We start from the raw sequence: 24,676 nt of genomic DNA, 5'->3' as shown, positions 1-24,676 counted from the left end.
ACCCCCTAGTACCTGTCCGCCCACTCGACCGTCAAGTGAGTAGGCGATTCGACGTCCACGCGCGCCTGGAGGTCGGACCGTTCAGCCACGACCGGCACACGCCCCCAGCCCTGTGTCGTGGTTCCGGCCTCGCCGTCGGCTACAGCCGTGCCAGCGACAGCGCCGAACCGGAGCGATCCGACCCGCACGTTCCCCTCGGCCGTCACCGTCACTCGAGTAGGAGATGCCCGTTCCGGGTTGCCGAGCGCGATGATCGAGTCGGATCGCGGCAGCACGCCGTTTCGGTACTCCCGAGCGCCGGGCCGCGTCATGATGTCGGCCGGGTGCGGGACGACGCCCGTCGGCTCCTTCGGCTGAATCTGAATGTCGGTGACGTCGACCGCCACCCCTTCCGGCAGGTCCTCACTGCGGATATGCACCGCGATAGCCTCCACGCGCCCGGCGAATGCCGGGATGCGCGCGACGACCCGAGTCATGTCACACCTGCCGACCACGGGAGTTCCGTGGTGTGCGGCAGCCACCCCGACGACGAGCCGCCCGGCTGAAGCATGATGTCCGTAACGTCCACCGCCGCAGCCGGGTCGGCCACCTCGACTCGGAGTGTTACCCGCGCGACCCGCTTCTGTACTCGAAACGTGCCCTGCACAGCACCACCCCCTATGCGAGTTCCACCGGAATCGAGTCGGATGATCCGTCCTCGTAGAACACCGTCGCGATCGCCTGAATGTTCGGCACCACCCCCGCCTCCGACACATCCACCCGCATCGACAGCGCGTAGGTATCGCGGTTGTCCGGGGCGACCGTCTGTTCGATCCACCGGACGCCGGAGCCCTCGAATCGGGCCGCGTAGTCGCCCGTGCCCTTGCCGTCCACGACCGTCACACCCGACGCCGCCCAGTGAGCGAGCCCCGAGTCAAACCGGGCATTCTTCAGGAGGTTGTAAGGCACGAGGTCGAACGTGGAGAACCCCGCCCCCGTCGTGAACGCCGACTCGGCAGCCGCCTCCGAAGAGCCCAGCTCCCGCAGCTTGCCCGACAGTGTGATCTTCGACGCCCACGGGCGCGCGACGTCGTGCCGAACCTTCACGATCCGCTGCGTCTCCCGGATGCCGAGTTCCGCATCAATGACGGTCACAATGTCGCCGACGTCGAACGCATCTACCTCCTGCCCCGTGATGTGAGACAGGTCCGCCACCGTGAACTCGTACGAGAACGACGGCTTCGACCGCGCCGCGAGCGTTGCCTGAGCCATCGCCAGCATCGTGTACGGCGAGGTGCCCGACGCGAAGTCGTACACCGCCTCCCGCACCTCTGACGTCCAGGTGTAGTCCTCGACGTATGGCGATCCGCCGTTGACGTCCGCGATCGTCACGCCGTCCGCGTTGCGCGCGGTTATTCGCGTCACGAGCGACGTCGTGTCCTCTACCCTCTTCGACCCGGAGAGTCCGCGCCCGTAGAGGAACGCGACGCCGTTATCCCGCCCGGACTGCACCACGAGCGATACCGTCTTGGCCGCCGAATCAAACAGCAGATCGCCGCCGTGGTTCCTCTGGATCGCCCGCAGGCGCGCGAGCGGTGATGCCTGCTCCGCCGAGTAGGTGCGGCGCGTCGTCACCGTAACCGCGCCGATCGTCCAGCCCGTGCCTTCGAGCGCCTCCTCCATCGCGGCACCCGCCGTTGTCTGGAGGTAGTCGCTCGCGGGCACCTGCCCCGCGTAGGCGAGGTCATAGAACTCCGCCTCGCAGTACGCGCGCACAGCCGGGGCTCGACCCTCGCGCGACGTTGTGACACGCCGCACCCGGTATCGTTCGCCTGCGAGCTCCACCCTCCTCTCGGACTGCACCGCGCCGACCTTGCGGTGGGATGCCGGGAGCTTGAACTCCAGCGTGTGCTCGCCGTTGTTCTCCTTCACGACCTCGGCCGACAGGGGGTCGATGATCGCCTCGGACGGCCCATCGCCGTCCCACATCACGATCGGTGTGTGCGGATACTGCGGCGGCGGCGGAGGCGACCACGGGGCCGGAGAAACCGTCAGCACGAACGAGCGCGACGCGATCCGGTCGTACTCGTCACGCAGCGTGACCGTGACCGTGATTTCCCCCGCAGCCCACCCGGGCGCGAGTGTCAGCACGTCGTCCGCGATCGTCGCCGCAATGCCAGGTGCGGCCACCGTCCACTCGGGAGCCCCGTGGTACGTCGCCGTCAGCGGAATATCGACCTCCCCCTGCTGCTCCACCGACTGCGCCGCGATGGGCGCGAGTGTGGGCGAGGGCGGGAGCAGGTCGAGCCCCGTGAACGTATCCCCGGCCGTCAGTGGGACGTCCCACCGCAGCAGGCCCGCGAACGTCGCCGGGAGCGCGCCCGTTGACCACGTTTCGCCATCGTCGTCGGACCAGAACGGGATCGCACCGGCCACCGATGGCTCCGGCGCTTCGGTCCAGGACACCTGCTCTGCGCCAAGCACGAGCGTGTAGTCCTCACCGGCAGTCACCGCGCCGTCCGTGACTGCTAGGTTCCCCACAGCCGCGACGTCGGCACCGCGGGACCACACGCCCCGCGCGAGCGCCTCCACGAACCCCGACAGATCGAACGACGCCGACGGGTGCGCGACGAGCACCTCGTCGGCAAACCCGCCGGTGTAGTACCCCGCGGTCTGGAGCGAGAACACGTCAAGGTCCCGCACGCATGCCGCGTTCGGCGCACCCGACAGGGCGCGGGCCGGGCCGATGAAGTACCGGCCGGTCGACCGCTCCACCGACACGAGTTGCGACGTCTGCGCATCCATGTCGACGTACTGCCCAAGCCACACATGATCGGTCGAGCCGACCCATGCCGGGTCCTCGTACTGGTCAAGCACGGACGACCCCGAGCCGTCATAAACACCGTGGCGGAACCGGCCGTTCGTGTATGTGGACAGGTAGATCAGCGGGTTCGATCCGCCCCGCGTCGACAGAAGCGGGTTGAAGGTCATCGTGTAGTTCTGCTGCACCCACAGGCCGACGAGCAGCCGCCCGGACGACGGCCACAGCCCGGGGAAGTACGGGAGCGTCACCCGCTCCTGTTCGGACCCCGGATTGATCCGGTTGAACGCGAGGTCCTTCCCGTGCCGCCCCGGCTCATTGAGCGCCGATGTGGTCGCCCAGTTGATGTTGCTCTCCCACACATGACTTGGGTCCACCGAGTCGGGGAAGTTGTTGTTCGCGTCGCGCTCCTCGAACCGCTGCAACGCGACCGGCCCGAGGCCCGGCCACGACAGCGGAATCTCGCCCGACCACAGGAATCGGTTGTCCCACATGCGTTACTGCCTCCGAGAGTTGGCGAACAGCGCGCACCGACTCACGGTGCCCGTCGTCGCGACGTTGAATGGGGTCGCCACCGACGGCCACAGCTCGGGCCGATCCAGCGTCGACATCCCGCGGACCACAGAGGCGTCTTTCGCGCCCCCCGTCCACAGTCCGAAGTCGAACAGGTCCCAATCGAGCCGGAGTACCTGCCCGCTCGCGAGAGGACCAGCGACGACACACTCGACGTCGCCGAGCGTGACCGTCACGTCGTCGCCCTCCGCGAGCACCCCCTCGATTTCGACCGTGGGGTACGAGCGCGCGTTGCCCTTCGTGCGGGAGATGACGCGCGAGCCGGGGGATGTGTACTCCCAACTTTCATCGACGGCCAGCCGCCCGTAAGCCTCTAGCGCTGAGAAGCGCACGGTCGCACGGAACTTGAACCCGGCCGCCGCATCCCAGGTGACCCGAGCCCACGGGATACGCGCCGCCAGGATCGCCTTCCAGCGCCAGTCGGGCGCAGCATCGAACGTGAGCCACTGCTCGCCCTTCGCCGGGTCGACCGCGGCCGCGAACGCATCCCGCTTCCCCGCCGCATCGTCGGGAGACGAACCCTCCAGCACAACGTCGAAATCGAACGTCGCGCCGGAGCGGGTCGTCCCGCCGAGAATGCGACCGTCGGTGCCGACCGCCTCCAGGGTTTCCAGAGACAGGCCGTCCACCGACGGGAGGGACACGAGGGTCGCGATCAGCCCGAGGCTGTCCGTGTCGAACGAACCGAATACGAAACTCACTCGACCACCGCTCCCTCAAGGTTCACGTTGCCCTTCGCGCGTTCCGCACGCTGCGCGCGCTCCCACAGCTCCTGAGCAACTTCCTCCACGCGGTCGTCGGAATCGACCGTCATGTTCTCGACCTGCACGAGCGGCCCCTGCACGGTCATCCCGCGCGAGCCGCTGCCGTCCAGGCCCTCCTCCAGCGCCCGATTCATCAGGCCCGTGTCGACCACAGATTCGGGCCGACCAGCCTCCGCGAGCACCGCGAGCGTCCCGCCCGAACGGGGGAGGACCGTTGCGCCAGCGGCGAGCATCGGAATCCGCGGGAGGGAGAGCCCCCACGTCTGGCCGCCCACGAAAGGCACCCAATCCGGGATGGTGACCGACAGGCGATTCAGCGCCCCGATGGCACCGTTTACCAGGCCGATGATTCCGTTGATCGGAGCCTTCACGATCGACACGATTCCGTTGAAGGCGTTCGCGATTGTGTCGCGCACGCCCGTGAAGACAGAGCCGAAAACGGACCCGACATTCCGCACGACGCCGACCAGTCCGTCCCAGATTCCCCGGAAGAAGGACCCGACCCCCTCCCAGACGCCGGTCCACCACGAGACGATCGCGTTGACGACCGCCATGATGGTGTCCCGCACGTTCGCTATCGCGTCGGATACCCAGCCGACGATGTTCCCCCAGGCCTCGGAGATGATTCGGCCGGCCTCGGCCCAGATCGCGTCCCAGTTCTGGATCAGGAACACGATGATGTCGATCAGCCAGCCGATATAGAACTGCCACAGGCCTTGCGCGAACGCTACGATCCCGTCCCACATGGACGAGAAGAACTCTCCCGCCGCGGCCCATGCGTCGTTCCACCAGGACACGAACCCGTCGATGACGCCGCTGATCCAGTCGATGAATCCCGACCAGATATCGGATATCCACGCGACTACGACATCCCAGTTCATGACCAGCGCGACGACGGCTGCGATCAGCGCGACGATCGCCAGGATGATCCATGTGACGGGGTTTGCCAGGAGCGCGATCGTGGAGGCCCAGATAGATGCCGTCCACGCGACCATTGCCGCCACCAGCGTCACGCCGATAACGCCCGCGATGATGCCGATCGCGACAGTGTTCTCGGACACCCAATCGCCGAGCGCCTGAAGCGTCGGCATAGCCGTCTTCAGCCCGTCCGAGATGGCTGTGAACAGGGATGTCGCGAGCGGCTCGATGGCCGTCATCGCCGTGTTCATCGTGACCTGCCAGCGTTCCGAGAAGCTCATCGTCTCCTCGCCGACGCCGAGGATCGTGTCGCCCGAGACGCCCGCAGCGGCGGTCAGATTGTCGAGGTTCAGCACCCCGTCCTGGATTGCCTTCACGAACTGCGATGCGCCGCGCGTGCCGAATATCTGGCCGGACAGATTCAGGGCCGACGCGGTGTCCCCGGCGTCGATGTAGCCCTGCATCTCGTCCACGACGCGGCGGAACGTCTGGGACGGTTCCTCGCCGGACTTGGCGAGGGTCGTCAGCGATCGTGTGAGTGAAGCCGCGACCTGCTGCGAGTTCAGGCCCGCCTTGTCGAGCGAGCCCATGAGCGCGATCGAGTCCTCGAAGCTGAAGCCGAGGTTCGTCAGCGCCGGAGCCGCGAGCTGCACGCCATTCGCGAGTTCGTTCATCCCGACGCCCGTAGCCTGGCTCGCGCGGAATAGCGCATCCATTCCGCCCGCTACCTGTTCGTTCGTCAGCCCGAAGGCCTTGAACGCCGCCGACGCGGTGTTCACGTCCACAGCGGTGCCCATAAGCCGCCCGGCTTCCAGCACCTGAGAGGCGACCGTCGTCAGGTCATCCCCGGTCAGGCCGAGCCGGGTATTCAGGTCGGCGACCGTCGTACCGATGTCCTCGAACTCGCGCGGCACCTGAGCGCCGACGTCCTTCACGACGTCGAGCAGCCCATCCAGCGCGTCGCCCTGAGCGCCCGTCCCGGCGCGCACCGTATCGGTCACGGTGTCGAACGTCTTGCCGACGTCGTAGAGCCCAGCGAAGGCACCCGTCAGGGCCGCGCCGATAGCTACCGCACCGACAGCGGCCTTGAACTTCGTCCCGAAGCCGGTCCCCGCAGCGGTGCCCTTCTTCTCAGCCGCAGCGACCCCTGGGGTGAGCGCCTCCATGATGGAGTCGGTAGCGCCCTCCATCGTGGGGACAAGCTTCACCCACGCGGTCGCGAGTTCGACACCGTTCGTAGACACGAGTCACCTCCGCTTCCTTTTCTTCGAGTTCCACCAGTCGTTGAACTTGCTGATCGGGATCGCGTCGCGCCCGAACTGGTGACCCTTCGGCTTCTCCCACGGGCGGGGGAACCGCTTCGGCTTCGGCGCGCTCTTCTTGCCCGCCCTCTGCCAGTTCGCGAACTGAAGCGTGTCCACGAGCACGGCGAGCAACTGGTCCGTCACAGACCAGTGCTCGCCGTGTATCGCCCGCGACGTCGCCGTATCCGCGTCCCTCTGGAACCGACGCACCATCACCCACAGATCGCGCCAGGAGTAGACGACCCCCACGTCCGCGAGCCGCCACCCGCGGTCCAGCAGGTCAGCCTCGATGGCCTCCGCGTGCTGGTCTAGGAGTTCGCAGAGGCCGAAGATTCCCCCAGGGCGATCCCGGCGTCCTTCTGCCAGTCAGCGACCAGCTCTTTCACGTACTTCACCGGCACGTCGATCAGCGCCTCGCCGAGCCCAGGCGCGAGGTCATCGAGTACCGCGTAGATGCCGCCCTCACGGGAGTCGGATGTCTGGAACGCTTCGACCTGACGGCCGGTCAGGTATTCGGCCTTCGGGATCGTGAACACCTTGCCTTCAGGCGTCGTGATGTCGAACTTGTCCTGGTCGATCGACTTCTTCCAGTCGGGAATCTGATAGCCCATAGGGGACCTCCGTTGTGTGATGTGAGATGGGTCGGGGGAAGGTAGGGAACAGCGGGCGGGGACGGTCCCCGACGGCCCGCCCGCTGGCTTGTGGGCCGGGTTAGGCCCCGGCCGAGACCACGCCGTCGTCCGTGTAGATGTAGATCGACTTGCCGCTGGAATCGGGGTACGAGGAGAGCGTCACGGGGAGCGTCACCGCGCCAGATGCGGACAGCGGAATCTCGCCCCGGTCCGTGATCTGGCCGTGCGGAACGAACACGACGATGCGGCGGTCTCCGTCCTTGACCTTGAAGTACCAGGACTTGATCGGCCGGACCGTGCCCGCGATGGCCGCGCGCACCTGCGTGCCGTGCGCCGCGGTCGCCTCACTGACCTCCACGTTGTCGTCGCCCATGTAGTTCTTCAGCGCGCCGACCGACAGCTCAAGATGCGTCCACGCGATCGTGCCGTCGAACTCGGTGAGAATCCGCCGGATCACGTTCAGCGCCCAGTCGCGGATTGTCTCGGTCGACTCCGTGGGCGTGATGGTCACGCCGTCCTCGTTCACGTACCCGGACTCGTCCAGGCCCGTGAAGTCGAAGTCATCGATCGTTTCGGGGATGACGTCGGTCTCCTCCCCGGTCAGGATCGCCCCGGTGGTCGCCTGATCCGGCGACCCGACGAATACGTTCTTGCTGTTCACGCTCATGCGTGTCTGCCCCTTTCAGGCGTGACGAAACACCGCCCCGGCCGGGGCGGTGCGATTGGGGGAACTAGACCGCAGCCCTTCGGAGGTCCGCGGTCACCGTCGCCGTGAACCGGAACATGTCTGGCACCGACGGCATCGGAAGATTGGTGGGGAGAGAGACGACGCGCACGCCGTAACAAGTGACGCCGCCGATGCTCCCCGAGCGCCCGGCGGCCTGAAGATGAGCGAGCGCGAGCGCGCACAGCTCCCGCGCCCGGCCCTCGCGGATCGCGAACCCTTCGACCACGAGCGTCGGTGAGTCGGTCACGAGGTCGCGCCCGATGCCGCCGACGGCGAGTACGCGCACGAACTCGTCGCCGCGCGGCCGAGGGATGCGTGTCCCGACATGCACCGAGAGGCGCGCCGCCAGTTCGGTGACAGTCGCCGCCTCATCGTCTGCGGGGACCAGTACCTCAGCCATCCGTCACCTCCCCGCATCCACCGCGCGCGTCAGTGCCCGATCCTCGGCCTCGGCGAGCCGCGCCTCCGTTGTAGCGGCACGTACGAATGCCACCGCGCGGTCGCTGTTGCGCGTCACGTCGACCTCGAACCCCTCGCCCGCGGCCGCCGCGATCCGCTGCCCGCGCTGTTCGAGGTCCGCGGATACCTTCGCATCGGTCAGCAGTGCCACGACACCGGCCGAGTTGATCTTGACCCGTACAGATTGCTTCGCCATCAGCCCTCCCATGCCGCCAGAGCAGCCACCGTGTGCGATGTGCGGGCCGTTGCGCCCATCTGGCGGCCCACACCGCCCGTGACCTCGTGCAGCACGCCATAGAGGCGCACACGGTCGGTGGCGCGCAGGTCCGCGTCGAGAGGGCCGCGGATCGTGTACGCGATCGAGTCGCCGTCGCGGTTCTGCGTGTCCTTCGAGCCCGCGCCGACGTCGACAGCCCAGCCCTCCGACTCCCGCTCGACAGCATTCGCCCAGTCCCACGCCTCGTTGCCCCGTCCGTCATCCACGCGCGGGGCGCGAACGATCACGATCTTGTGCCGAGCTACGGCCCCGCGGATCACGGGAGCCGCCCAATCCGGTATTCGATCAGGCGGCGGCCGCGTGTCGACTCCGGGTCGATTCCGCCGCCCGCGCCCTCGAACTGGATAGAAACCGCCCCGGCCTGTTCGCGCGTCTGGCCGAGTGCGGTCCCGAGCGCGGCCGCGGCGAGTTCCAGCGTTGCTGACTTCACCGACTGCGGCACCTCGGCAAACCCGGCGGTGTACTTCACCCGGACAGCGCGCCCGTAGAGGTTCGTCCACCCTGTCGCCGGGTCGAACTCAACCTCATCCTCGATCTGCTCCGGCGTCCACGCCTCGCCGTCGATGACCACCTCTGTGATCCCCGTTATTTCCATCGCTGGTAGCCACACGTCGTCGGCAAACCCGCCGAACCGCACGTAGTCCTTCTCCAGTACCGGCGAGATGTGCCACCGGCAGAAGGAGCGGATGTCGTTCGTCGCCGCGAGCAGCTCCGACGCGAGGTACGGGTGAGTGGCCGCGCTGATTTCGCCCTGCGAGCGTTTCTCCATGTCCTCCACCGAGGCGAACGGTTCTGTTGCGTTGATCGGCACGGCCACTCTCCCTTACAGGTCCGACGCGTCCGGGTCGGTCGCGTCCTCGGTGTCGTCCGCGGCTTCGGTGTCCTTCGACTCCTCGGTCTCGTCCGCGGCTTCGGTGTCCTTCGATTCCTCGGTCTCGTCCGCGGCTTCGGTGTCCTTCGATTCTTCGGCGTCGGCCTTCGCGGCCGCTTTGTTCGCGGGCTTTGCCGCCGCCTTGTTCGCGGGCTTTGCCGCCGCCTTGGCCGCGGGCTTTGCCGCCGCCTTGGCCGTTGCCTCGGTCAGCTCGTGGGTCTTTCTCATCCGGTCCGCATCTGCCTTGTCGAGCTGGATGTGGTGCTCGATGCCGCCGATGTTGACGGCGTAGTTCTTCAGTGCCATGTCAGGCCCTCCTCGATTTGTTGGGGAGCAGCCCGGCCCGAGGTGTCACCCCGGGCCGGGCACTCGCGTGGCTCAGGGCTGGTACTCCGACAGGTCGACCTTCACGAACGCGGCCGGGTACTTCACCTGAAGACCGACGCGCTCGCGGACGCGAACGGTGATCTTGTCGTTGGTGAAGTCGTCCTCGTGCGAGTTGGTCGACTCGACCCGGACACCGCCCTTGCGGAACACCTTCGCGGCCGCGGAGAACGCGCCGACCACCGGCTCGCCCAGCGGGACCGCGGAGGTGACCACCGTGCGGAGGCCCCAGACGGGCGGCTGCACGACGATCCCGCCGGGTCCGTACTGCCCGGAGAAGTAGCCGCCGCCGTAGTACTGCCCGTTGCCGTCCTTGTTCAGGCGCAGCTCCTCGTAGTCGAGCGGGTGGATCACGAGCGCGTCGGCGGTGAAGCCGGTCGCCGTGTTCACCCGGCCGATGGCCTTGAACAGGATGTCGGCCTTGCTGTCGTCCTCGCCGCGCGCGAGCGTCTGCACGCCCGAGCGGTTGCGGATGCCGAGGAGGTTCGACCCCGTGCCGTCGCCGGAGAGAAGCTGCGCCTCTTCCTTCGACGCGAGGTCGTACAGCGCGGTCGAGTTGATTTCCGACACCACATAGTCGAGGTCCTCGGCCATGTCGTCGGTCATCTTGAACCAGCCCGCGACCTCGCCGAGGGCGTCGGTCTTCCACGTCGGGTCGCCGACGTGCATCTGCGGCTTCTGGCCGCCCTCGCCGACCGTGCCGGTGCCGCCTTCGAGCGCGCCGTATACCGGGTAGGTGATGGCGGTGCCCGACACGGAGCCGGAGCCGAGGAGGTCCGCGACGACCAGGCGCTCGCGCTTCGGGAGCACGAACGAACGGTCGACGTCGGTCACGAGCGGACCGAATGCCCCTTCGTGGCCGCCGACGGCCTGCGTGTCGGTGGCCGCCTTGAACTCGGGCGTGTGGATCGTGCCCGGCTCCTTCAGCGACCGCTTGCCGAGGTGCTTGACGAAGTGCGCGCCGAGCGACTTCGCGGGAACATCCGCGGGGTCGTCGTCGGTCGACTCCTCCTCCGACTTCAGGCCACCGATGCGGGCGACGAGAGCCGCGGACTTCTCCGAGCGCTCGATCTTGCTCTTGATTTCGGCCGCCTCATTCGCCTTCTCTTCGAGGAGGGTCATCTCCTCGTCGGTCAGGTCGCGCTCGGCCGCCTTCGCGCCGTTCACGATCGCGGTCATGGACTTCTGAAGCTGCTTGAGCCGCTCCTTCAGGTTCACGGCGGAACCCCTTCCTGCCCGTTCCCGGGCACTAAAAAAGCCCCTCCCCGATAGGGGAGAGGCGTTGATGGATGACCGACTCAGAGAGCCTGAGTCAGCCAGTGGTTCGCCAGTGCCTGACGGGTCGGGTTGGGCGCGAACTCCTCCGACTTGGCCTTATCGGGCTCCTCGTCGTTGGTCCGAGCGTTACCGCCGGTCTTCTCCTGGTCGTTGCCCGTCCCCGTCTGGGACAGGACGCTCTTGATCGAGGCGACGGATGCCGAGAGCGCCTCGACGGCCTCCCGTAGCGTCTCCTCGTTCTTGGCCGAGAGGACTCGGCCAGCTTTCAGGCCGACGGCGAGCGCGTCGACCGCGGACTTGACGGCGACGACCGATGTGTCCCGATTCGCGCCGACCGGCACGAAAGAGAACTCGAACACGTCGAGGTCGCGCAGTTCGTTCGCCTTCGTGCCGTCCTCCAGCACGACCGGCCCTTCATCGAGCACGTCGTACGCGAACGACAGCTCCCGGATTCGGCCGGACTTGACGAGCCGGTAGACCTTCGCGGCCGTCGGGTCGTCCATGTCGAACGCGCCCTTGACGCGCCAGCCGTGGTCGTCCTCGCTCTCCTCGATCGCCGCGGCGATGTTGAGGTGCGGGTCATCCATCCGGTGCCCGTACAGGCCGGAGAGGGTGATGCCCGCCTCCTTGCGCTTCGCGATGCCCGACGCGAACGCGCCCTTCGCGACCACATCGCCGTACGTATCCGGCGTGCGTGTGAATGTGGACGGGTAGACGATGAACTCGCCCTCCGCGAGCCCGTCCGCCTCGCCGGTCTTGAACCGCACGGGGAGGCTCTTGATCTTCATGCTTGGCTCCTCTCAGCCGAAGGTCACTTCGACGTCGCAGGTGCACCCCGCGACGCCATCTGCGCCGAGCACCGGGTCGCCCGGCCACTTGGCTCCGTTGCTGAACACGTCGTCAACGCCGACGGTCTCGCCATCCATCGCGGCGTGCTCCGGGCGGGGATTCCCGGATGTCACAATCCACGTTTTCGTCGCGCCGCCGTTCTGCTTCCCGGCCTCGACCGTCGCGAACGTGGCGAACGTCGTTACGAGCGTGGCTGCGATCGTCGCCGTCCGGGACCCCTCAGCCACATCGAACACATGCCCCGGATCGGTCACGCCGTCCGGCCCGTCACCGTCGAGGATCGCCTGCACCTGTTCGCGCGTCGTCGCGTTGATCGCCCCAGCCCGTGACTTCGCGACTTCGGACAGGAACGCCTCGGTGCGAGAAACGTCGTAGTCGTCCTCCGACAGCCCCACCCGCTCCAGCGCCGCCCGAGCTACCTCGACCGTCGTGTTCAGCGCGAGCGCGAGCAGATCAACCGACAGCTCGTCGTTCCACCGCTCCTCGTCCCACCACTCGCTCGACTTCGCGCCCAGGCGTGAGAGCACGGACTTGCGCTGCCGAGCGAAGAACGCCGCCACGACCTCATCGGCCTTCTGCACGTAGGTCGGCGGAGCCATCTCCTTCGCCCGGACGGTGACGCGCTCACCTTCTCGGACCTCGCGCAGCTCGCCGATGTCCTCGACCGCTTTACCGGACGACAACTCCCGCAGGATGTCGCCGACCTGATCCGGATGCGACTCGGAGAGCTTCAACAGCATGTCGAGCGCGCCCTTGGTGATCGCAGGCCCCGACCGCTCGTTCTGAGTGCCGGAGTCCCGCGGGGACGCCTGACCGCCCGTGAGCACGTTCAGTGGCACGACGAGCGTGTCCCCGCCTTCGACCGCCGGGAGATTCCGCAGCGCCCGGACCTCGTTCCGCGTCATCCACGGAGCCCCCGCCGACGTCGACAGGATCGCCGCCTGCTCCTCGAAGTCGCCCTGAAGCTTCTCCTCGATGTTGAACTCCACATAGGCCGACGCGCTCTCCGCGATCCGCGGGACCAGGAACGTGTTGATCCGGTCCTCGATCATCGCGAGCAGCGGGCCGAGCGTCTCGGAGTACAGCATCTTGCGGAACTCCTTCGTGTTCGAGAAGTTCGCGTTATCGAGGATGCCGACCATGACCGGGTTTACGTGGTAGACCGCCGCGACCGTGGCGAGCGCGAGCTTCGCGACCTCGGCCCACTCCTCCTCGCGGGCGTTGAAGCGCATCTGCTTCAGCTCCATGCCGTCTTCGAGGATCGGCGTGCCGCCCGCCTTCTTGCCGGTGCGGCCGGTCCAGCGGTTCTTCCAGTCGCGCGCGAACCGTTCGCGCGCCGCATCAGACCACGCCGCATCCTTCGGCCGAGTGATGACGGAGCCGACGCGGCCGCCGTTCTGCCAGACCTGCTCGCGGTAGGACCACGCCTGCACCTGCTCAGCGAGTATTTGCTTCAGCGTGTGGATCGGCGACGCCCCGTGCTTCGGGCGGCCCGGGTTCCACCCGTGGAACACCACCATGTCCTTCGCCGCGATCCGCGTTTCCTCGCCCGCGGCGGACACGACGACATACTTCGCCGGAGCGAACGACGTCCCGCCGGAGTGCCCCGTCACCCAGGACGGCGGAATCGGCTGAATAGCCCAGCCCGACGGCCGGTCGACGTCCTCGTATACGAACCAGTACGCGACGTCGTAGAGGCCGAGGTCCGATGCGAGCGACTCGATCAGCTCGTATTGCGTCATCGACTCGTTCGGGTACTTCAGGAGCAGCGCCAGCGGGTCGTCCTGGAGTCGCCGACGGTCAGCATCGCTCACGCGCTCGTACGCCTTGAGCCCGAGATGCGCGACGTTCCGCGCGACGAACGACAGCACGATCCGCAGATGCGGCTGCGTGCGGTATAGCTCCTCGGGCGTGAGCCCAAGGATCATCTCGCGGAATGTCGGGCCGAGCCAATCAGCGCCGACCGGGTAGCCGTCGCGAGCATTGTCCCGCCCGAGCAGAGCAGCGATCGCGTCACGGATGGCCATACGGCCCCCTCTCGTTTAGTCGAGGACCGTCAGTCCCCCTTGCTCGTAGGCCGACACGAATGTCGGCCCCGGGTTCGTCATCAGCAGCCCGACAGCCGCGATTGCGGCCATGAGCGGCGAGGCGTCGGCAGGCGAGCCCTTGCGGTCAATCACCCACCCGTCGCCGAGCGGGCGAATGTCCGCTGTTGTGGCCGCGATATCGAGCACGGGCTGACCGCCGTGTGTCAGCTTCACCACGCCGTCGTCGGCAACCCCAGAGCGGATTAGGTCGTAGAACGTCCCGTGCCAGCCCGCGAGGTTCGGCCCTTCCCAGGCAGTCGGGTCGAGCCCGGCCTCCAGAAACGAGTCCCACAGCGAGGACACGGGAGCGCCGCGGCGCTGCATGGCGATGTGCGTCGGCGGGATTCGCCGCTTCGAGGACGTCAGCCAGGGGAGCACCCAGTCGGGTCCCGAGCGCTGCGCGGCGATTTCGACGCGCGGCCGCCCCTCCGTGTCCCAGAATGCGATAGCGACATACACCATGTCGCGCCCGTGACTCATGTCGACGCCGTAGCAGGCGGGACGCGACTCGTCTCGACGCACGCCGCGAGCAGCGCGGTCCTCCTTCGTGTCGAGCGCCGCGCTCCACGACCCGGCGGGGAACGGCCCGAGCCCGGCCATGTTCACGAACTGGCACATCACCTCCGTGCGGAATACCCACTCCGGGTCCGTGGAGGCCGCCGCGGCGATCGAGCGCTCATCGACGGTGTGGCCGAGCGACGGGTTCGCCTCAGCCCACCCATCGCGATCCCACACGCTGCGGCCGGGGGCCGCCGACCACTCGAAGAGGCCCAGCGATTCCTCTCCGGCGTCCTCGCCCAGCGGCGGCAGGTCCACCATCCCATCGGTGCCGTCGGGATACCCGAGCGCGCGATGGGCCAGCGACCGGAGATGCCGCAGCACTACGGACGACAGGTCTCCAGCGTTCGACGCCGCCCACACCTGCGACTGCGGCCGCGCCATCGTTGTCTTCGTGACCGCCGACCACGCGAGCCAGTTCTGGTGCTCGCGCAGCTCGTCCAGCAGCACGAGGTCGCCGGACAGGCCACGGCCGCCGCGGCGGGATGCCGCCGCCACCTTGTAGCGCTCCCCGGTCGTCAGGCGCAGCGCCTTCTTCCCGTTGGTTCGGTCCACGCTCTCGATGTACTCGGCCAGCTCCGGCACCGACTCGGCTAGTTCGACCGCGCCGCGCCACTGCTCCTCCGCGATGTCGAGCGACTGCGCCGTCCCGATCACGAGCGGTGCACCATCCACGAACATGCGCCATAGCGTCAGCACCTGCATCAGCGTGGACTTGCCGTTCTGTCGCGCGACAAGGAGCACCACCGTCTTGAAGCGGTAGGTCCCGTCCTCGTTCAGTTCGAGCGCATGTATCAGCAGCCACTTCTGCCACGGCAGCAGGACGATCGAGAGCACGACTTCCGCGAACTCGATCGCCGCATACCCGTGCGACGTGCGGCGCGTCAGCCGCCGCTTGGGCGGCGTGAATACGCGAGCTTTCTCATGCCCGAGCCGTCTTCGCGGCCGTGCGGAGCGCGTGGAGCGTCGCGCGCTTGTTGTTGCCGTCGCCACTCGCCTCCTCCGCCCGTTTCTTCAGTTCTTCCCGCGCCGCCGGAGTCGCGCCCAGCTTCTCCAGGCCGTTCCAGAGGTGGGGGAGCAGGTACATCGCCTTCGTTGCCTCGAAAGACGTCCCGAAAGCGACCGCGTGGTCAATCTGTCGGGCCGCCTGGCGCACCGTCGCGATCAGCGCCGCATCGGCGGGCTCCGTCTCGATGGCCGCGAGCGTCTCCTCAACGGCCGACGTGATGCCATCGCGCACCCGCTCCGGCTCGCCCAGGAGGCGTGCGCGGGCGTCCTCCAGGCGCAGCACCCGGTCGATCGCCTCGGGCTCGCCTTTCACAGCCCGGGGCCACACGCCTGACAGCATCCGGTCCAGCCGAGAGAACGCGAGCGCGCGCTCCTGCTCCAGGTCGATGTCGGCCGGTGCCTCGGCGAGCGCCTCAGCGACCGCCTCGCGCACCTCCGACTCTTCGGCCTTCACCGCCGCAGCGATCGACGCGAACGACAGGCCGCGTCGGCGGCCTTCGAGCGCCTGCTGCACCTGCTCCGGCGTCATTCCTCGCCGTCCTTCTCGACCTCGCGGACCGCGGCGAACGACACAGGGCCGAGCCGGTCGGCCGCGGCCTTGCGGGAGCCCTTGACGTACACGAGCACCTCCTGGTGGACGCGGGCGAGCGTGCGGGAGCCGCGGAATCCGCGGGCCGCGCGCATCGCAGCGGAGCCGACCGGCGTGAGCAGGACGGCGTCGTTCACGAGCGCCATGCCGGCCGCCTCGCACGCCTGCGACATGCAGCGCCGCATATCGAGAATGTGGCCCTTCTTGTCACGGACGGAGCCGACAACGAACACGGCGAACGAGTCGTCGCGGAGCACGCGCCCCACCTGCGCGACCGTTCGCGCCATAGCGGCATCGAACTCGGCCGGTGACAGATTCGACAGGTCGCGCGGGTCGTCCGAGTACGACTCGAGGTCGTAATACGGAGGACAACCGAGCGCCATATCGAACGACTCGCCCTCGACGTCGGCCAGCGCGATCGTGCTGTCACCCTCGATCCACGTCGGGTCGATCCACTCCGCCGACGAGCGCACCGCGGACCCACGGATGCCGACGACCCACAGCAGGTCGCCGTCGCGGAGGAACGGCAGCGTCTTAGCTTCGTAGATCGGGTCCAGCGACAGCGGCCCGAGCTTCGTCTCCGGCGCGTGGTCGTGGTAGTCGAGGCCGGACGGCACCAGCTCCACCATTTCCCGCCAGTCGGCGGGCGCGTACTTGTCGAGACGTTGCTCCGGGTCCGCGCCGACCATCACGCCGAGGACCGGCACATCGCGTCCCGAGCGCCGGAGTCCCCACAGCACGCCCGCGAGCGACATGCCCGAGCCGACCGGGATCACGATCCGTTCGACGTCGGCAGGCAGGTTCTCCACCTGTCGCGACGTCAGGTCGACCGCTACGGGCGTTTCCATGCCGAACGGCACCTCGACGGCGTCGTCGCGTTCCGCGGCCGCCTCGCGGGCGCGTGCGACGATGACGTTGTTGTGTCCGGCCTTGTGTTGCACGATCCGCGCCCCGGCCGCCTGCGCAGCCGACAGCTCGGGGGTGAACGCGCCCTCCGGCACATGCGCCTCCGCCTCAAGGCCGAGAGCAGCCGCGACGTCGGCGACGATCGCGACCTGCGGCGATTGCCGCGATCCAGCGGTGACGAGTACGCGAGCGCCCGCCTCCTTCGCGCGCATCGCGATATCGAGGCAGGAGCGGACCTTGCCGCCGCGCGACTCGCCGACGACGAAGGTGTCATCGCGCTTCACGTACAGCGCGCCGACGCGATCCACGGGAGTCAGATGCCACTCGTCCGTCGGGTAGGCCGGAGGCTCGCTGAACGCGATATCGAACGACTCGTCCGGCAGGGCTCCGAGCGCCTCAGCGACCGGGCCAGCGACCCACGTCGCCGAGCCGTCACCGTCCGCGAGCTGCGCCGCCACCGCGTCACGCACAACCGGCATCATCGCCTCGTTCGCCTCGATCTGTTCCGCCCGCAACTCGATCCCGAAGTACTCCCGCCCCATCGCCGCCGACACGACGCCGCGAACAGCGCCACCCGCCCACGGGTCGAGGACGCGAGAGCCGGGGCCGAGTACCAGGCGAGCAGCACCTCCGCGAGCGCCGGGTCGAATACCGATGTGCCCCCGCCGATATCGCGCAACTGCTCCTTGCAGGTCTTCAGGATTTCGTCGTCGGACAGCGATCGACCGGCTGCCGCCTCCGCCGCGTTCTTCACGTTGTACCAGTTGATGAATCGGGCCTGCGGCGAGTCGTAGACCAGCGCCTCCTCGCGCCCCTCCTCGGAGCGCAGCCCCGCATCCATCCACGCCTTCTTCCGCTCCTGCCATTCGCCTCCCCGGGCCGACAGGACGGTCAGCGGAGGCGTACCGAACTCTGAGGCGAGACTCGTCCTCGGAGCGGCGTCCACCGGGCCTGCGAACATCCGCTCCAGGTCCTCCTCTGAGTACCCGGTGCCGGTGAGGTCACCCGCGTCGCCGAGCACGTCGCGCAGCAGGTCGTCGTCGTAGTCGCCGAGGTCCGCGAGGCGGTTATCAGCGAGGACGATCTGCGCCGCCTCCTCGTCCGGGACGTCGACCGTCACCACGTCGATCGCCTCCCACGAGAGGGTGCGCGCCGCGAGGTAGGTGTGGTTCCCAGCGAGGATTTCCATCGCTCGTCCGGTGTATGTTCCGGCGTTCACGACGAGCGGCTTGTACTGCCCTCGCACCTGCAACGACGTGGCTATCGCCTCGACGTTCCCGCGTCGAGGGTTCTTGTAGTAGGGCGTGAGGTCCGCGAGAGGGACCGTCGACACTGCGAGAGACATGGGGGTCCAATCAGATCGGGGGAGTTGCAATACCGCTAATCGGCCGCGTGCGGCCGCGTGAGCGCCGACCCCCCCACTTCGACACGACCATCCCGGCCCGCCGCCGTTCGGCGATCGTGAAGGAACGGGATCGTGCAGCCGCGTGCGGCCGCGTGAGCGCCTTGACTCCCGTCTGGCAGGAGCGGCAGCCGCTGAAGGCTCGCGCGCGCGTGTGCGCGTGTGCGTGCGCGCGCGAGGGGGGTAGTCAGCCGGGGGGAGACAAATAGCTGCCGGACGAGGGGATCGTGGGTTTCGGTTCTAGCGATCCGAACGCCCCTCCCCGGCCGGTGCGCTCCAGTGGCGGATGCAGGCGCGGCAGGTGCCGTCCTTGGGGATGCGGTGCTCATGCACCTCGCCGAACGGGACAGCGGGCGACAGGCCGAGGGTGCGCGTCTCCGTCATGGTGAAGCGTCCACCCTCGGTGATGAGCTGCGGCTCATGGACATGCACGAGCACACCCCAGCCGCGCGGGTCGGTGAGCATCTCCTCGCATGCCGCTTCGAGTCGTTCCGCCCAAGCCTCGGCAGCGGAGCGGGCGACGTCGGTCAGTGTGTCAGCCATCGCAGGAACCTCCTCAGGGGTCGGTGAACGACCCGACCTCTTTCGGCTCGCCATCCCCGACGCGGAGGAGCACGCCGACCTCCATGAGCACGGCGGCCATCACTCGGCCCCCTCGTGGTGGACGATCGAGCCGTGCTCGGATGCGGCGAGCGCGGGCAGGATGTCGGTCAGGTCCTCATCGGCGACGTCGCGGTCGACGTACAGGACGTCGGCGGACATGCCGCGGCCGCCCTTGCTGTTCAGGCCGACGGGAACGAGCAGCCCACCATTGGGGAAGCGCACGCGCTCGTTGCCGTTGGAGCGGGTGATCCGCGCCGCGTCGGTAACGTGCGGGAGCGCCGCGTTCCACAACTCGACAGCACGCTTGCGGGTGCGCGCGACGATGAGCGCGCGGTAGCCGGTGCTGGCCTTCGCGGCCAGGCGCGCCAGGCCGACGGGCTCGGCGGGGCCAGCGATTGCGGCGCTGGCGTCGCCGAGCGCTTCGTCAGAGATCGTCCAGGTGCCGGTATCTCCGTCGATGACGTAGTGGCCGTCCGGGTGGGCGTTGCGGCTGAGCTTCCGCATGTCGTCGGGGATGAGGTATCGCTTGCCAGCGAGCGGACCTCCGTTGAGCGTGACTTTGCGCATGGTGCAGCTCCTTCGAATGTGGGTGGTTGGCGCGCTCCCTCGCGAGGATTCGAACCTCGATCGCCCGATCCAGAGTCGGGAGTCTTGCCGTTAGACGACGGGGGAAAGAGCAGCGGCCCCACCCTCGGGAGTGAGGGCAGGGCCGCTGCGGTGTGGCTTACGGGGATGCTGTGGTGGCCTCCTGCTGCGCGATCCACGCCTCGAAGCGAGCGCGGGACTCGGGGGTCCGGGATTCGGCGATATCGCTGAGCACCTGCACGGCGAGGTCGGCCCCGTTCAGTTCGCCCGGCGCAGTCGGCTCCGGGAGGCGCACGAGCGCGTCCGCGAGGGTCGCGTGCGCGACCGGCTCGGCCCGCGACTGTGACTCGCACGACGGGCAGATAATGACGTCGGTGGAGCTGATCGAGTAGGGCGGTTCGGCACCGAGGATGCCGACCGAGACGACGTCATAGGCGGTGCCGGGACAGGCCGAGCAGGGGCGCTCGCCGAGCGTGAACTGCAACTCGGCGGTTTCGAAATTCATAGCGAGCATGACCATGAGAGGTCTCCTTGGGGTGGTGGGGGAACGGGAGCGGCCCCGCCCCTGCAAGTAGAGGGACGGGGCCGCTTGGAGTGCGACGTCAGAACGTGACGTGGAACTTCGCCGTCATCCACGGCGAGTACCCGGTGACGTCGGACAGCGTGCTCCCGGCGATCCGCCACCGGCTGACGTCCGTGGTGAAGCTGTAGTTGCCCGCGTACGGGATCATGCCGCAGCCGACGTAGCCGGTATCGACCCCCCAGTACTTGCGGACGATGCCCGCGGCCTTCACCTGCCCCGCGGAAGCGCCGGAACGCGCGTACAGACCGACGAACATCTCCACCCACTCGAACTGGTGCTCGATGCGGCCACCGGCCATGTCGGAGTAGTCGAGGGTGATGTCCTCGAAACGGGCGTGGAGCTGACCCGCGGTGAACCACCGCTGCGTGCCGTACGTCGTCCGGACGTTCGGGTTCTGGTTCAGGTAGAGCGGCGAGTAAGAGCCCATAGGGGTTCCTTTCGGGTTGCCCGGCGCGCTCCGAGGCAGGATGCCGCGGCCGCTATCCGAGGACGAGGGAATGACAAAGGCCCGCCCTCCCTAGCGGGAGAGCGGGCCTTTGTCAGGAAAGCTGGTTACGGGCGCAAGTCGAGCACGTCGCCGGGATGAATCTCAGCGAGGTCGCCGCCGTTGCGCGGGCCGAGCGTGGCGTAGTCGATGCAGAGCCTTTCGCCGATCGCGACCGGGTGGTCGTTGGCCGCGACGACGTAGGACGTCGGCACGCCGTCTGCGAGCACGACATCGCCAGCAGCGCCATAGCGCGACCCCTGGTCGACCGGCACGGCGTCGAGGCCCATGCGCGGGCAGGCGGCCTCGGGGGTGACGACAGGCTCGGGGGTGACGACAGGCTCGGCGGCGACGACCGGCTCGGCGGCGACAGCAGCGACGTCGGATGTCTCCGGTGAGGCTACCTCGCCGATAGCGCTCGCCACGGCAGGTGCCGCAAGAGCGACGAGAGCGACGACGACGGCCCCGGATACGGCGGCTGCGATCTTCTGGGAGCGGTTCATTCTGCGCACGTTACGCGGCCTGTTCGAAGCTTGCAATCCGGCTCACCACTCTTCGGAGTGATCCCCCAGCGCTGGGCCAACTGTTGACGCGCCCTTCGCTCGGTTGCACCGCGAATGGGACGGTCGGCAGTTCGAAGGGACCAAGAGTAGGTGAGGGTGGGTCTTTCGGGGCTTTACGTGGTCGAGTTCGAGAGCTTCCTTGTCTCCGAACGGCAGGGAGTAGTCGATCGGCTGCCCGCATATCCAGCAAGGCGCGTTGTTGCGCCGCCAGACCTCGCGCAGCTCGCGCAGCAGTGCGCGATACGCGGCCGTGCTCAGATCGCTCATCGGCACCCCCGGCGGTGAGGTGGGGGCGGGCGGGCGCACCCAACCCCGCCCGCCCCGGAGCCGCGAGGCGGAGTGTTCCACGGCACCACCACAGGACCGATACTCGACGCCGCACGGCAGACATGATGAAAGCCCCGCCACCGGAGCTAGGTGGTGGCGGGGCTTTCGTGGACAGACTGCGCCATCCAATAAAAGGAATCGTGCCATCTACGTCAACTAGGCGCAACCCGACTCGCCGTCGAGCCATCTTCCCGATGCCGCGGGTTCCCCATCATGGTCGCGATCGCGACGGGGGCGATCTTCTCCATGTCGACCAGGGACCGCCGGACACCGGGCATCCGGTAAATCACCGTCACCCCCTCTGCCTCCAGCTTCTGCGCGTAGCGCCACACGGACCGCTGCGACTTCCCTGAGCGTTCCGCCGCCACCGCGACCGTGACCAGCTCCGTCATGCCCTCTTGCCCTCCTCCTCGATGTGCCGCTCGCCGAGCTTGCACGAGTGTTCATGATTCGCCGCCACCCGCCGCCACCCGCACGGGCATGCGGCGTACACGACATTGCCGGGCAGGAACTCCGTGTGCGGAAAGTGCGGCGACGGCGTTGTCTGCCTCTGCTCGCTCACACGACCACCCCCAGCAGCAGCCACCCGACAAACGCGCCTACGCCGACCGCGAGCGCGGCCCATGCAGCGATCGCTGCGACGATGACGATGAGAGCCGTTTCCGTCCTTGCCCTGTGCGCCGGGCCGCGCCGATTGCCGTTCACGCGGTAGCCGCCTTCGCCTCTATCTCCTCGCGGTACGTCTGGAGGTCGTACTCCACGAGCGCCGGATGAAACACCGCCCCACATGCGGGGTTCCGGCACTTCACCGTGATCGGTTCCAGATACGTCAGCGGAGGGCGGCGCTCCAGCGACCGCATCCCGCAGTCACGGCACACGGCGTAGGCGACCGCGTGCCGCTCCTCCGCGAACGGGAACTTGCGCAGCGCGACCTGCGCCGCCCGGTAGTAGGCGACCGCGAGCCGCGCCGTGTGCTCCAGCGCGAGCAGCCGATCATCCGCCCGGATCGCCGCGACGCACGTCTCTACCTTCGCCGCGACGCCCTCCACGGTGTCGTGCACGCCGAGATGGTACGGGTCGAGCCGGTCGACCGGCCCGGCCTCGTCGGCGCGGAACGCGACCTCACGGAGCGCGGCCCACACGACATCCGCCTCCATCCATGACGGGGGCAGCGGGATCGACGGCCCCGGCTTCGTGCGCACCTTCGGCCCATCGTCCACCGGCCCTCGCTTCACCGACCGGAGATGTGTCACGAGGTCGACCGCGTGCCCGACAGCCGCCTCGAACCGTTCGGCGCACGAAGCGCACAGCAGGCCTACGGCCGCGGGCTGAGGCAGACAGCCGGTGCACGCCGTCGCGCGCCCCCCGGTGATCTGGATGCCACGGCATGTCGACAGATGCTCATCGTGAACGCGGCACCCTCCCCGCCCGCTCCATGTCGTCACACACGGGAGTGCTATCATTCTGCACCTCCGTCGTTCGTGTGGCACACGCACCCCTTCCGGTCCGTGTGCCCGTAGGGCGTCCAGCAGCAGGTCCGGGAGCACCGCGAGACGTGGAGACGCGGCAATGTCTCCGGCGCGAAGTTCGGCGTCAGCAGGCGCATCAGAACGGCGTCTCGTCGCCGTAGGTGGACGCCGGAGCCCACGAGTCATCTGAGCCCGGCTGGCTGGCATCCCACGACCCCGAGCCGCCCGCGCCCTCTCCGCTGCGTGCTGCGCGGGTTACCTGAGCTGTCGCGTACCGCAGCGACGGGCCGATGTCGTGGACCTCCAGCTCGATCGCGGTGCGGTTGTTGCCCTCGCGGTCCTGGTAGCTGCGCTGCTTGAGCTGCCCGGTCGCGACGACCCGTGCGCCCTTGGTCAGCGAGCCCGCGACGTGCTCGGCGAAGTCACGCCAGACACTCGCGCGGAGGAACAGCGCATCGCCGTCCTTCCACTCGTTCGCCTGACGGTCGAAAGTGCGCGGCGTCGATGCGATCGTGAAGTTCGCGACCGGAAGCCCGTTCTGCGTGTACCGCAGCTCGGGATCAGCAGTCAGGTTGCCGACGACAGTGATGATGGTTTCTCCGGCCATGTCAGGCCTTCCCTTCTTCGTTCTTCGGTAGCTCTCGGATGAGCTGCCGGTACTTCTTGGTTCGGTCCATGTACCTGCGTGTCGCGGCGGCCCAGGCGGGGACAATCAGCACCTCTCGCTGCACGCGCGCCCGGCGGCGCGGGTTCCCCTGGAGGTCTGCAAGCCACACCGCGAATGCCTCGTCGCTTGCCTTCCACCCGAGCGGCCGTCCTGTGGGGATGTCAGAACGGCTCGTCGTCATCCGCTGCCGCCTCGTACCGCTCCACCTGCTCCGAGTAACGCCGCTCTGCCAGCCACCTGTCGTGACGCCGACGGGCGGTCCCGCACGGCCCGCAGTCCGCGAATCGGCCGTTCGGGTGCTCGGGGCATCCGATGGGGGGTGCATCCATCAGCAGCGGCCGAGCCGGGACGCGCCCACGCTCCTGCTCCGCCTCCCACGCGGCCCATGCGCTCGCCCGCTCTTCCCGCTCCCGCTCTTCCCGCTCCCGCGCGCCCCCCACAGCCACGAAAGTTCCTGAATGTTCCATATCCGGGGGAGGAGGCGCTGTCGACGGCCGGGGCCGCTGCGTCACGAGCGGGGACGACAGTTCCATCCATCCGCGGCCGCCCGACTGATACAGCGTCACGAATCCCGCCTCGTCCAGCTCCAGCAGATGCGTCTCGATCACGTCCGAGGTCATCGTCGGGTCGCCCGGGTACAGCGCGCCCGCGATCAGGTCCGGCCGAATTTCCAGCCGCCCCTCGTCGTCCGCGATCCCCCACAGACCCATCCCGGTCAAACGCGCCTCCTTCGACGCGCGCAGCAGGCCCGGGTGCGTCCACTGATCGGGCCGAATCGCCCGCTGCCTTCTCCTCATCGGCGTTCCATCCCTGGTCATTTCCGCGAGCGAATCCTTCGATGCAGAGGTCGATCGCGAGCTGTAAGTGGTAGTCGTCCACGAGGAAGCACTCAGAGAACCCGCGCCCCATGAAGAGCAAGCCCTCCGCCTCCTCGGGCCGCCGGAATGCGCGCGGGAACCACCGCGCGAGCGTGGCGAGCGCCTCCCGCTCCCACGTCGCATCCGTCCCA

30 protein-coding genes and 1 tRNA gene are annotated in these 24,676 nt (G+C 68.1%); all 31 read right to left on the bottom strand.

What is annotated here, in order from left to right; all coding sequences use genetic code 11:
• Positions 1–5: 5 nt before the first annotated feature.
• Positions 6–476 carry a hypothetical protein gene (locus IT882_RS13150; RefSeq protein WP_195692229.1) on the bottom strand — a complete coding sequence of 157 codons (471 nt, stop codon included), beginning with the start codon at positions 474–476 and terminating at the stop codon, positions 6–8.
• 181 nt (positions 477–657) lie between these two features.
• Complete coding sequence (locus IT882_RS13145) at positions 658–3,294, bottom strand: phage tail protein (protein ID WP_195692228.1); 2,637 nt, start codon at positions 3,292–3,294, stop codon at positions 658–660.
• A gap of 3 nt (positions 3,295–3,297) precedes the next feature.
• Positions 3,298–4,074: a phage tail domain-containing protein gene (locus IT882_RS13140; RefSeq protein WP_195692227.1), complete on the bottom strand. Its 777-nt coding sequence runs from the start codon at positions 4,072–4,074 to the stop codon at positions 3,298–3,300.
• The gene (locus tag IT882_RS13135; RefSeq protein WP_195692226.1) at positions 4,071–6,299 is read right to left on the bottom strand and encodes a phage tail tape measure protein; all 2,229 of its coding nucleotides are present in this window, start codon (positions 6,297–6,299) and stop codon (positions 4,071–4,073) included. The genes IT882_RS13140 and IT882_RS13135 overlap by 4 nt, the downstream gene beginning before the upstream one ends.
• Positions 6,300–6,302: 3 nt before the next feature.
• Complete coding sequence (locus IT882_RS13130) at positions 6,303–6,608, bottom strand: hypothetical protein (protein ID WP_195692225.1); 306 nt, start codon at positions 6,606–6,608, stop codon at positions 6,303–6,305.
• A 59-nt stretch (positions 6,609–6,667) separates the two neighbouring features.
• Positions 6,668–6,970 (bottom strand): hypothetical protein, encoded by a 303-nt coding sequence (locus IT882_RS13125; RefSeq protein ID WP_195692224.1) that lies wholly within the window; start codon positions 6,968–6,970, stop codon positions 6,668–6,670.
• A 100-nt stretch (positions 6,971–7,070) separates the two neighbouring features.
• Complete coding sequence (locus IT882_RS13120; protein WP_195692223.1) at positions 7,071–7,658, bottom strand: hypothetical protein; 588 nt, start codon at positions 7,656–7,658, stop codon at positions 7,071–7,073.
• 64 nt (positions 7,659–7,722) lie between these two features.
• Positions 7,723–8,118: a hypothetical protein gene (locus tag IT882_RS13115; protein ID WP_195692222.1), complete on the bottom strand. Its 396-nt coding sequence runs from the start codon at positions 8,116–8,118 to the stop codon at positions 7,723–7,725.
• A gap of 3 nt (positions 8,119–8,121) precedes the next feature.
• Complete coding sequence (locus IT882_RS13110; protein WP_229382127.1) at positions 8,122–8,385, bottom strand: hypothetical protein; 264 nt, start codon at positions 8,383–8,385, stop codon at positions 8,122–8,124.
• A complete protein-coding gene (locus IT882_RS13105; protein WP_195692220.1) occupies positions 8,373–8,681 on the bottom strand; it encodes a hypothetical protein in 309 nt (102 codons plus the stop codon). The genes IT882_RS13110 and IT882_RS13105 overlap by 13 nt, the downstream gene beginning before the upstream one ends.
• 29 nt (positions 8,682–8,710) lie before the next feature.
• Entirely contained in the window at positions 8,711–9,265 is a 555-nt protein-coding gene (locus IT882_RS13100; protein ID WP_195692219.1) for a hypothetical protein, read from the bottom strand.
• Positions 9,266–9,277: 12 nt separating this feature from the next.
• Complete coding sequence (locus IT882_RS13095) at positions 9,278–9,631, bottom strand: hypothetical protein (protein ID WP_195692218.1); 354 nt, start codon at positions 9,629–9,631, stop codon at positions 9,278–9,280.
• A gap of 72 nt (positions 9,632–9,703) precedes the next feature.
• Positions 9,704–10,927 carry a phage major capsid protein gene (locus IT882_RS13090; protein ID WP_195692217.1) on the bottom strand — a complete coding sequence of 408 codons (1,224 nt, stop codon included), beginning with the start codon at positions 10,925–10,927 and terminating at the stop codon, positions 9,704–9,706.
• Between the two features lie 80 nt (positions 10,928–11,007).
• Entirely contained in the window at positions 11,008–11,775 is a 768-nt protein-coding gene (locus IT882_RS13085) for an HK97 family phage prohead protease (protein ID WP_195692216.1), read from the bottom strand.
• Positions 11,776–11,787: 12 nt separating this feature from the next.
• Entirely contained in the window at positions 11,788–13,863 is a 2,076-nt protein-coding gene (locus IT882_RS13080) for a phage portal protein (protein ID WP_229382126.1), read from the bottom strand.
• Between the two features lie 15 nt (positions 13,864–13,878).
• Complete coding sequence (locus IT882_RS13075) at positions 13,879–15,318, bottom strand: terminase (RefSeq protein WP_195692215.1); 1,440 nt, start codon at positions 15,316–15,318, stop codon at positions 13,879–13,881.
• A gap of 85 nt (positions 15,319–15,403) precedes the next feature.
• A complete protein-coding gene (locus IT882_RS13070; protein WP_195692214.1) occupies positions 15,404–16,003 on the bottom strand; it encodes a terminase small subunit in 600 nt (199 codons plus the stop codon).
• An 11-nt stretch (positions 16,004–16,014) separates the two neighbouring features.
• The gene (locus IT882_RS13065; RefSeq protein WP_229382125.1) at positions 16,015–17,538 is read right to left on the bottom strand and encodes a pyridoxal-phosphate dependent enzyme; all 1,524 of its coding nucleotides are present in this window, start codon (positions 17,536–17,538) and stop codon (positions 16,015–16,017) included.
• Positions 17,463–18,329: a ParB N-terminal domain-containing protein gene (locus tag IT882_RS13060; protein WP_195692212.1), complete on the bottom strand. Its 867-nt coding sequence runs from the start codon at positions 18,327–18,329 to the stop codon at positions 17,463–17,465. Before IT882_RS13060 ends, IT882_RS13065 begins: the two co-directional genes overlap by 76 nt.
• A gap of 297 nt (positions 18,330–18,626) precedes the next feature.
• On the bottom strand, positions 18,627–18,929 hold the full coding sequence (locus tag IT882_RS13055; RefSeq protein WP_195692211.1) for a hypothetical protein: 303 nt from the start codon (positions 18,927–18,929) through the stop codon (positions 18,627–18,629).
• Between the two features lie 99 nt (positions 18,930–19,028).
• Positions 19,029–19,556 carry a hypothetical protein gene (locus IT882_RS13050; RefSeq protein ID WP_195692210.1) on the bottom strand — a complete coding sequence of 176 codons (528 nt, stop codon included), beginning with the start codon at positions 19,554–19,556 and terminating at the stop codon, positions 19,029–19,031.
• 34 nt (positions 19,557–19,590) lie between these two features.
• Positions 19,591–19,661, bottom strand: a tRNA-Gln gene (locus tag IT882_RS13045).
• Between the two features lie 52 nt (positions 19,662–19,713).
• Positions 19,714–20,094 carry a hypothetical protein gene (locus tag IT882_RS13040; RefSeq protein WP_195692209.1) on the bottom strand — a complete coding sequence of 127 codons (381 nt, stop codon included), beginning with the start codon at positions 20,092–20,094 and terminating at the stop codon, positions 19,714–19,716.
• An 82-nt stretch (positions 20,095–20,176) separates the two neighbouring features.
• Positions 20,177–20,584, bottom strand: coding sequence for a hypothetical protein (locus IT882_RS13035; RefSeq protein WP_195692208.1), 408 nt, complete (start codon positions 20,582–20,584; stop codon positions 20,177–20,179).
• A gap of 125 nt (positions 20,585–20,709) precedes the next feature.
• A complete protein-coding gene (locus IT882_RS13030; protein ID WP_195692207.1) occupies positions 20,710–21,144 on the bottom strand; it encodes a hypothetical protein in 435 nt (144 codons plus the stop codon).
• Positions 21,145–21,186: 42 nt separating this feature from the next.
• Positions 21,187–21,471 (bottom strand): HNH endonuclease signature motif containing protein, encoded by a 285-nt coding sequence (locus IT882_RS17405; RefSeq protein WP_195692206.1) that lies wholly within the window; start codon positions 21,469–21,471, stop codon positions 21,187–21,189.
• 212 nt (positions 21,472–21,683) lie between these two features.
• The gene (locus IT882_RS13020) at positions 21,684–21,923 is read right to left on the bottom strand and encodes a hypothetical protein (RefSeq protein ID WP_195692205.1); all 240 of its coding nucleotides are present in this window, start codon (positions 21,921–21,923) and stop codon (positions 21,684–21,686) included.
• A 309-nt stretch (positions 21,924–22,232) separates the two neighbouring features.
• Entirely contained in the window at positions 22,233–22,751 is a 519-nt protein-coding gene (locus IT882_RS13015; RefSeq protein ID WP_195692204.1) for a hypothetical protein, read from the bottom strand.
• Positions 22,752–23,136: 385 nt separating this feature from the next.
• Positions 23,137–23,607, bottom strand: a complete 471-nt coding sequence (locus IT882_RS13010) for a single-stranded DNA-binding protein (RefSeq protein ID WP_195692203.1) — start codon at positions 23,605–23,607, stop codon at positions 23,137–23,139.
• A gap of 1 nt (position 23,608) precedes the next feature.
• The gene (locus tag IT882_RS13005) at positions 23,609–23,848 is read right to left on the bottom strand and encodes a hypothetical protein (RefSeq protein ID WP_195692202.1); all 240 of its coding nucleotides are present in this window, start codon (positions 23,846–23,848) and stop codon (positions 23,609–23,611) included.
• A complete protein-coding gene (locus tag IT882_RS13000) occupies positions 23,829–24,464 on the bottom strand; it encodes a hypothetical protein (protein ID WP_195692201.1) in 636 nt (211 codons plus the stop codon). Before IT882_RS13000 ends, IT882_RS13005 begins: the two co-directional genes overlap by 20 nt.
• Positions 24,465–24,676 lie beyond the last annotated feature (212 nt).

Origin of the sequence: Microbacterium schleiferi (assembly GCF_015565955.1) — a bacterium.
GTDB classification, from domain to species: Bacteria; Actinomycetota; Actinomycetes; order Actinomycetales; family Microbacteriaceae; genus Microbacterium; species Microbacterium schleiferi_A.
This window is presented reverse-complemented; position numbering and strand designations above follow the sequence as displayed.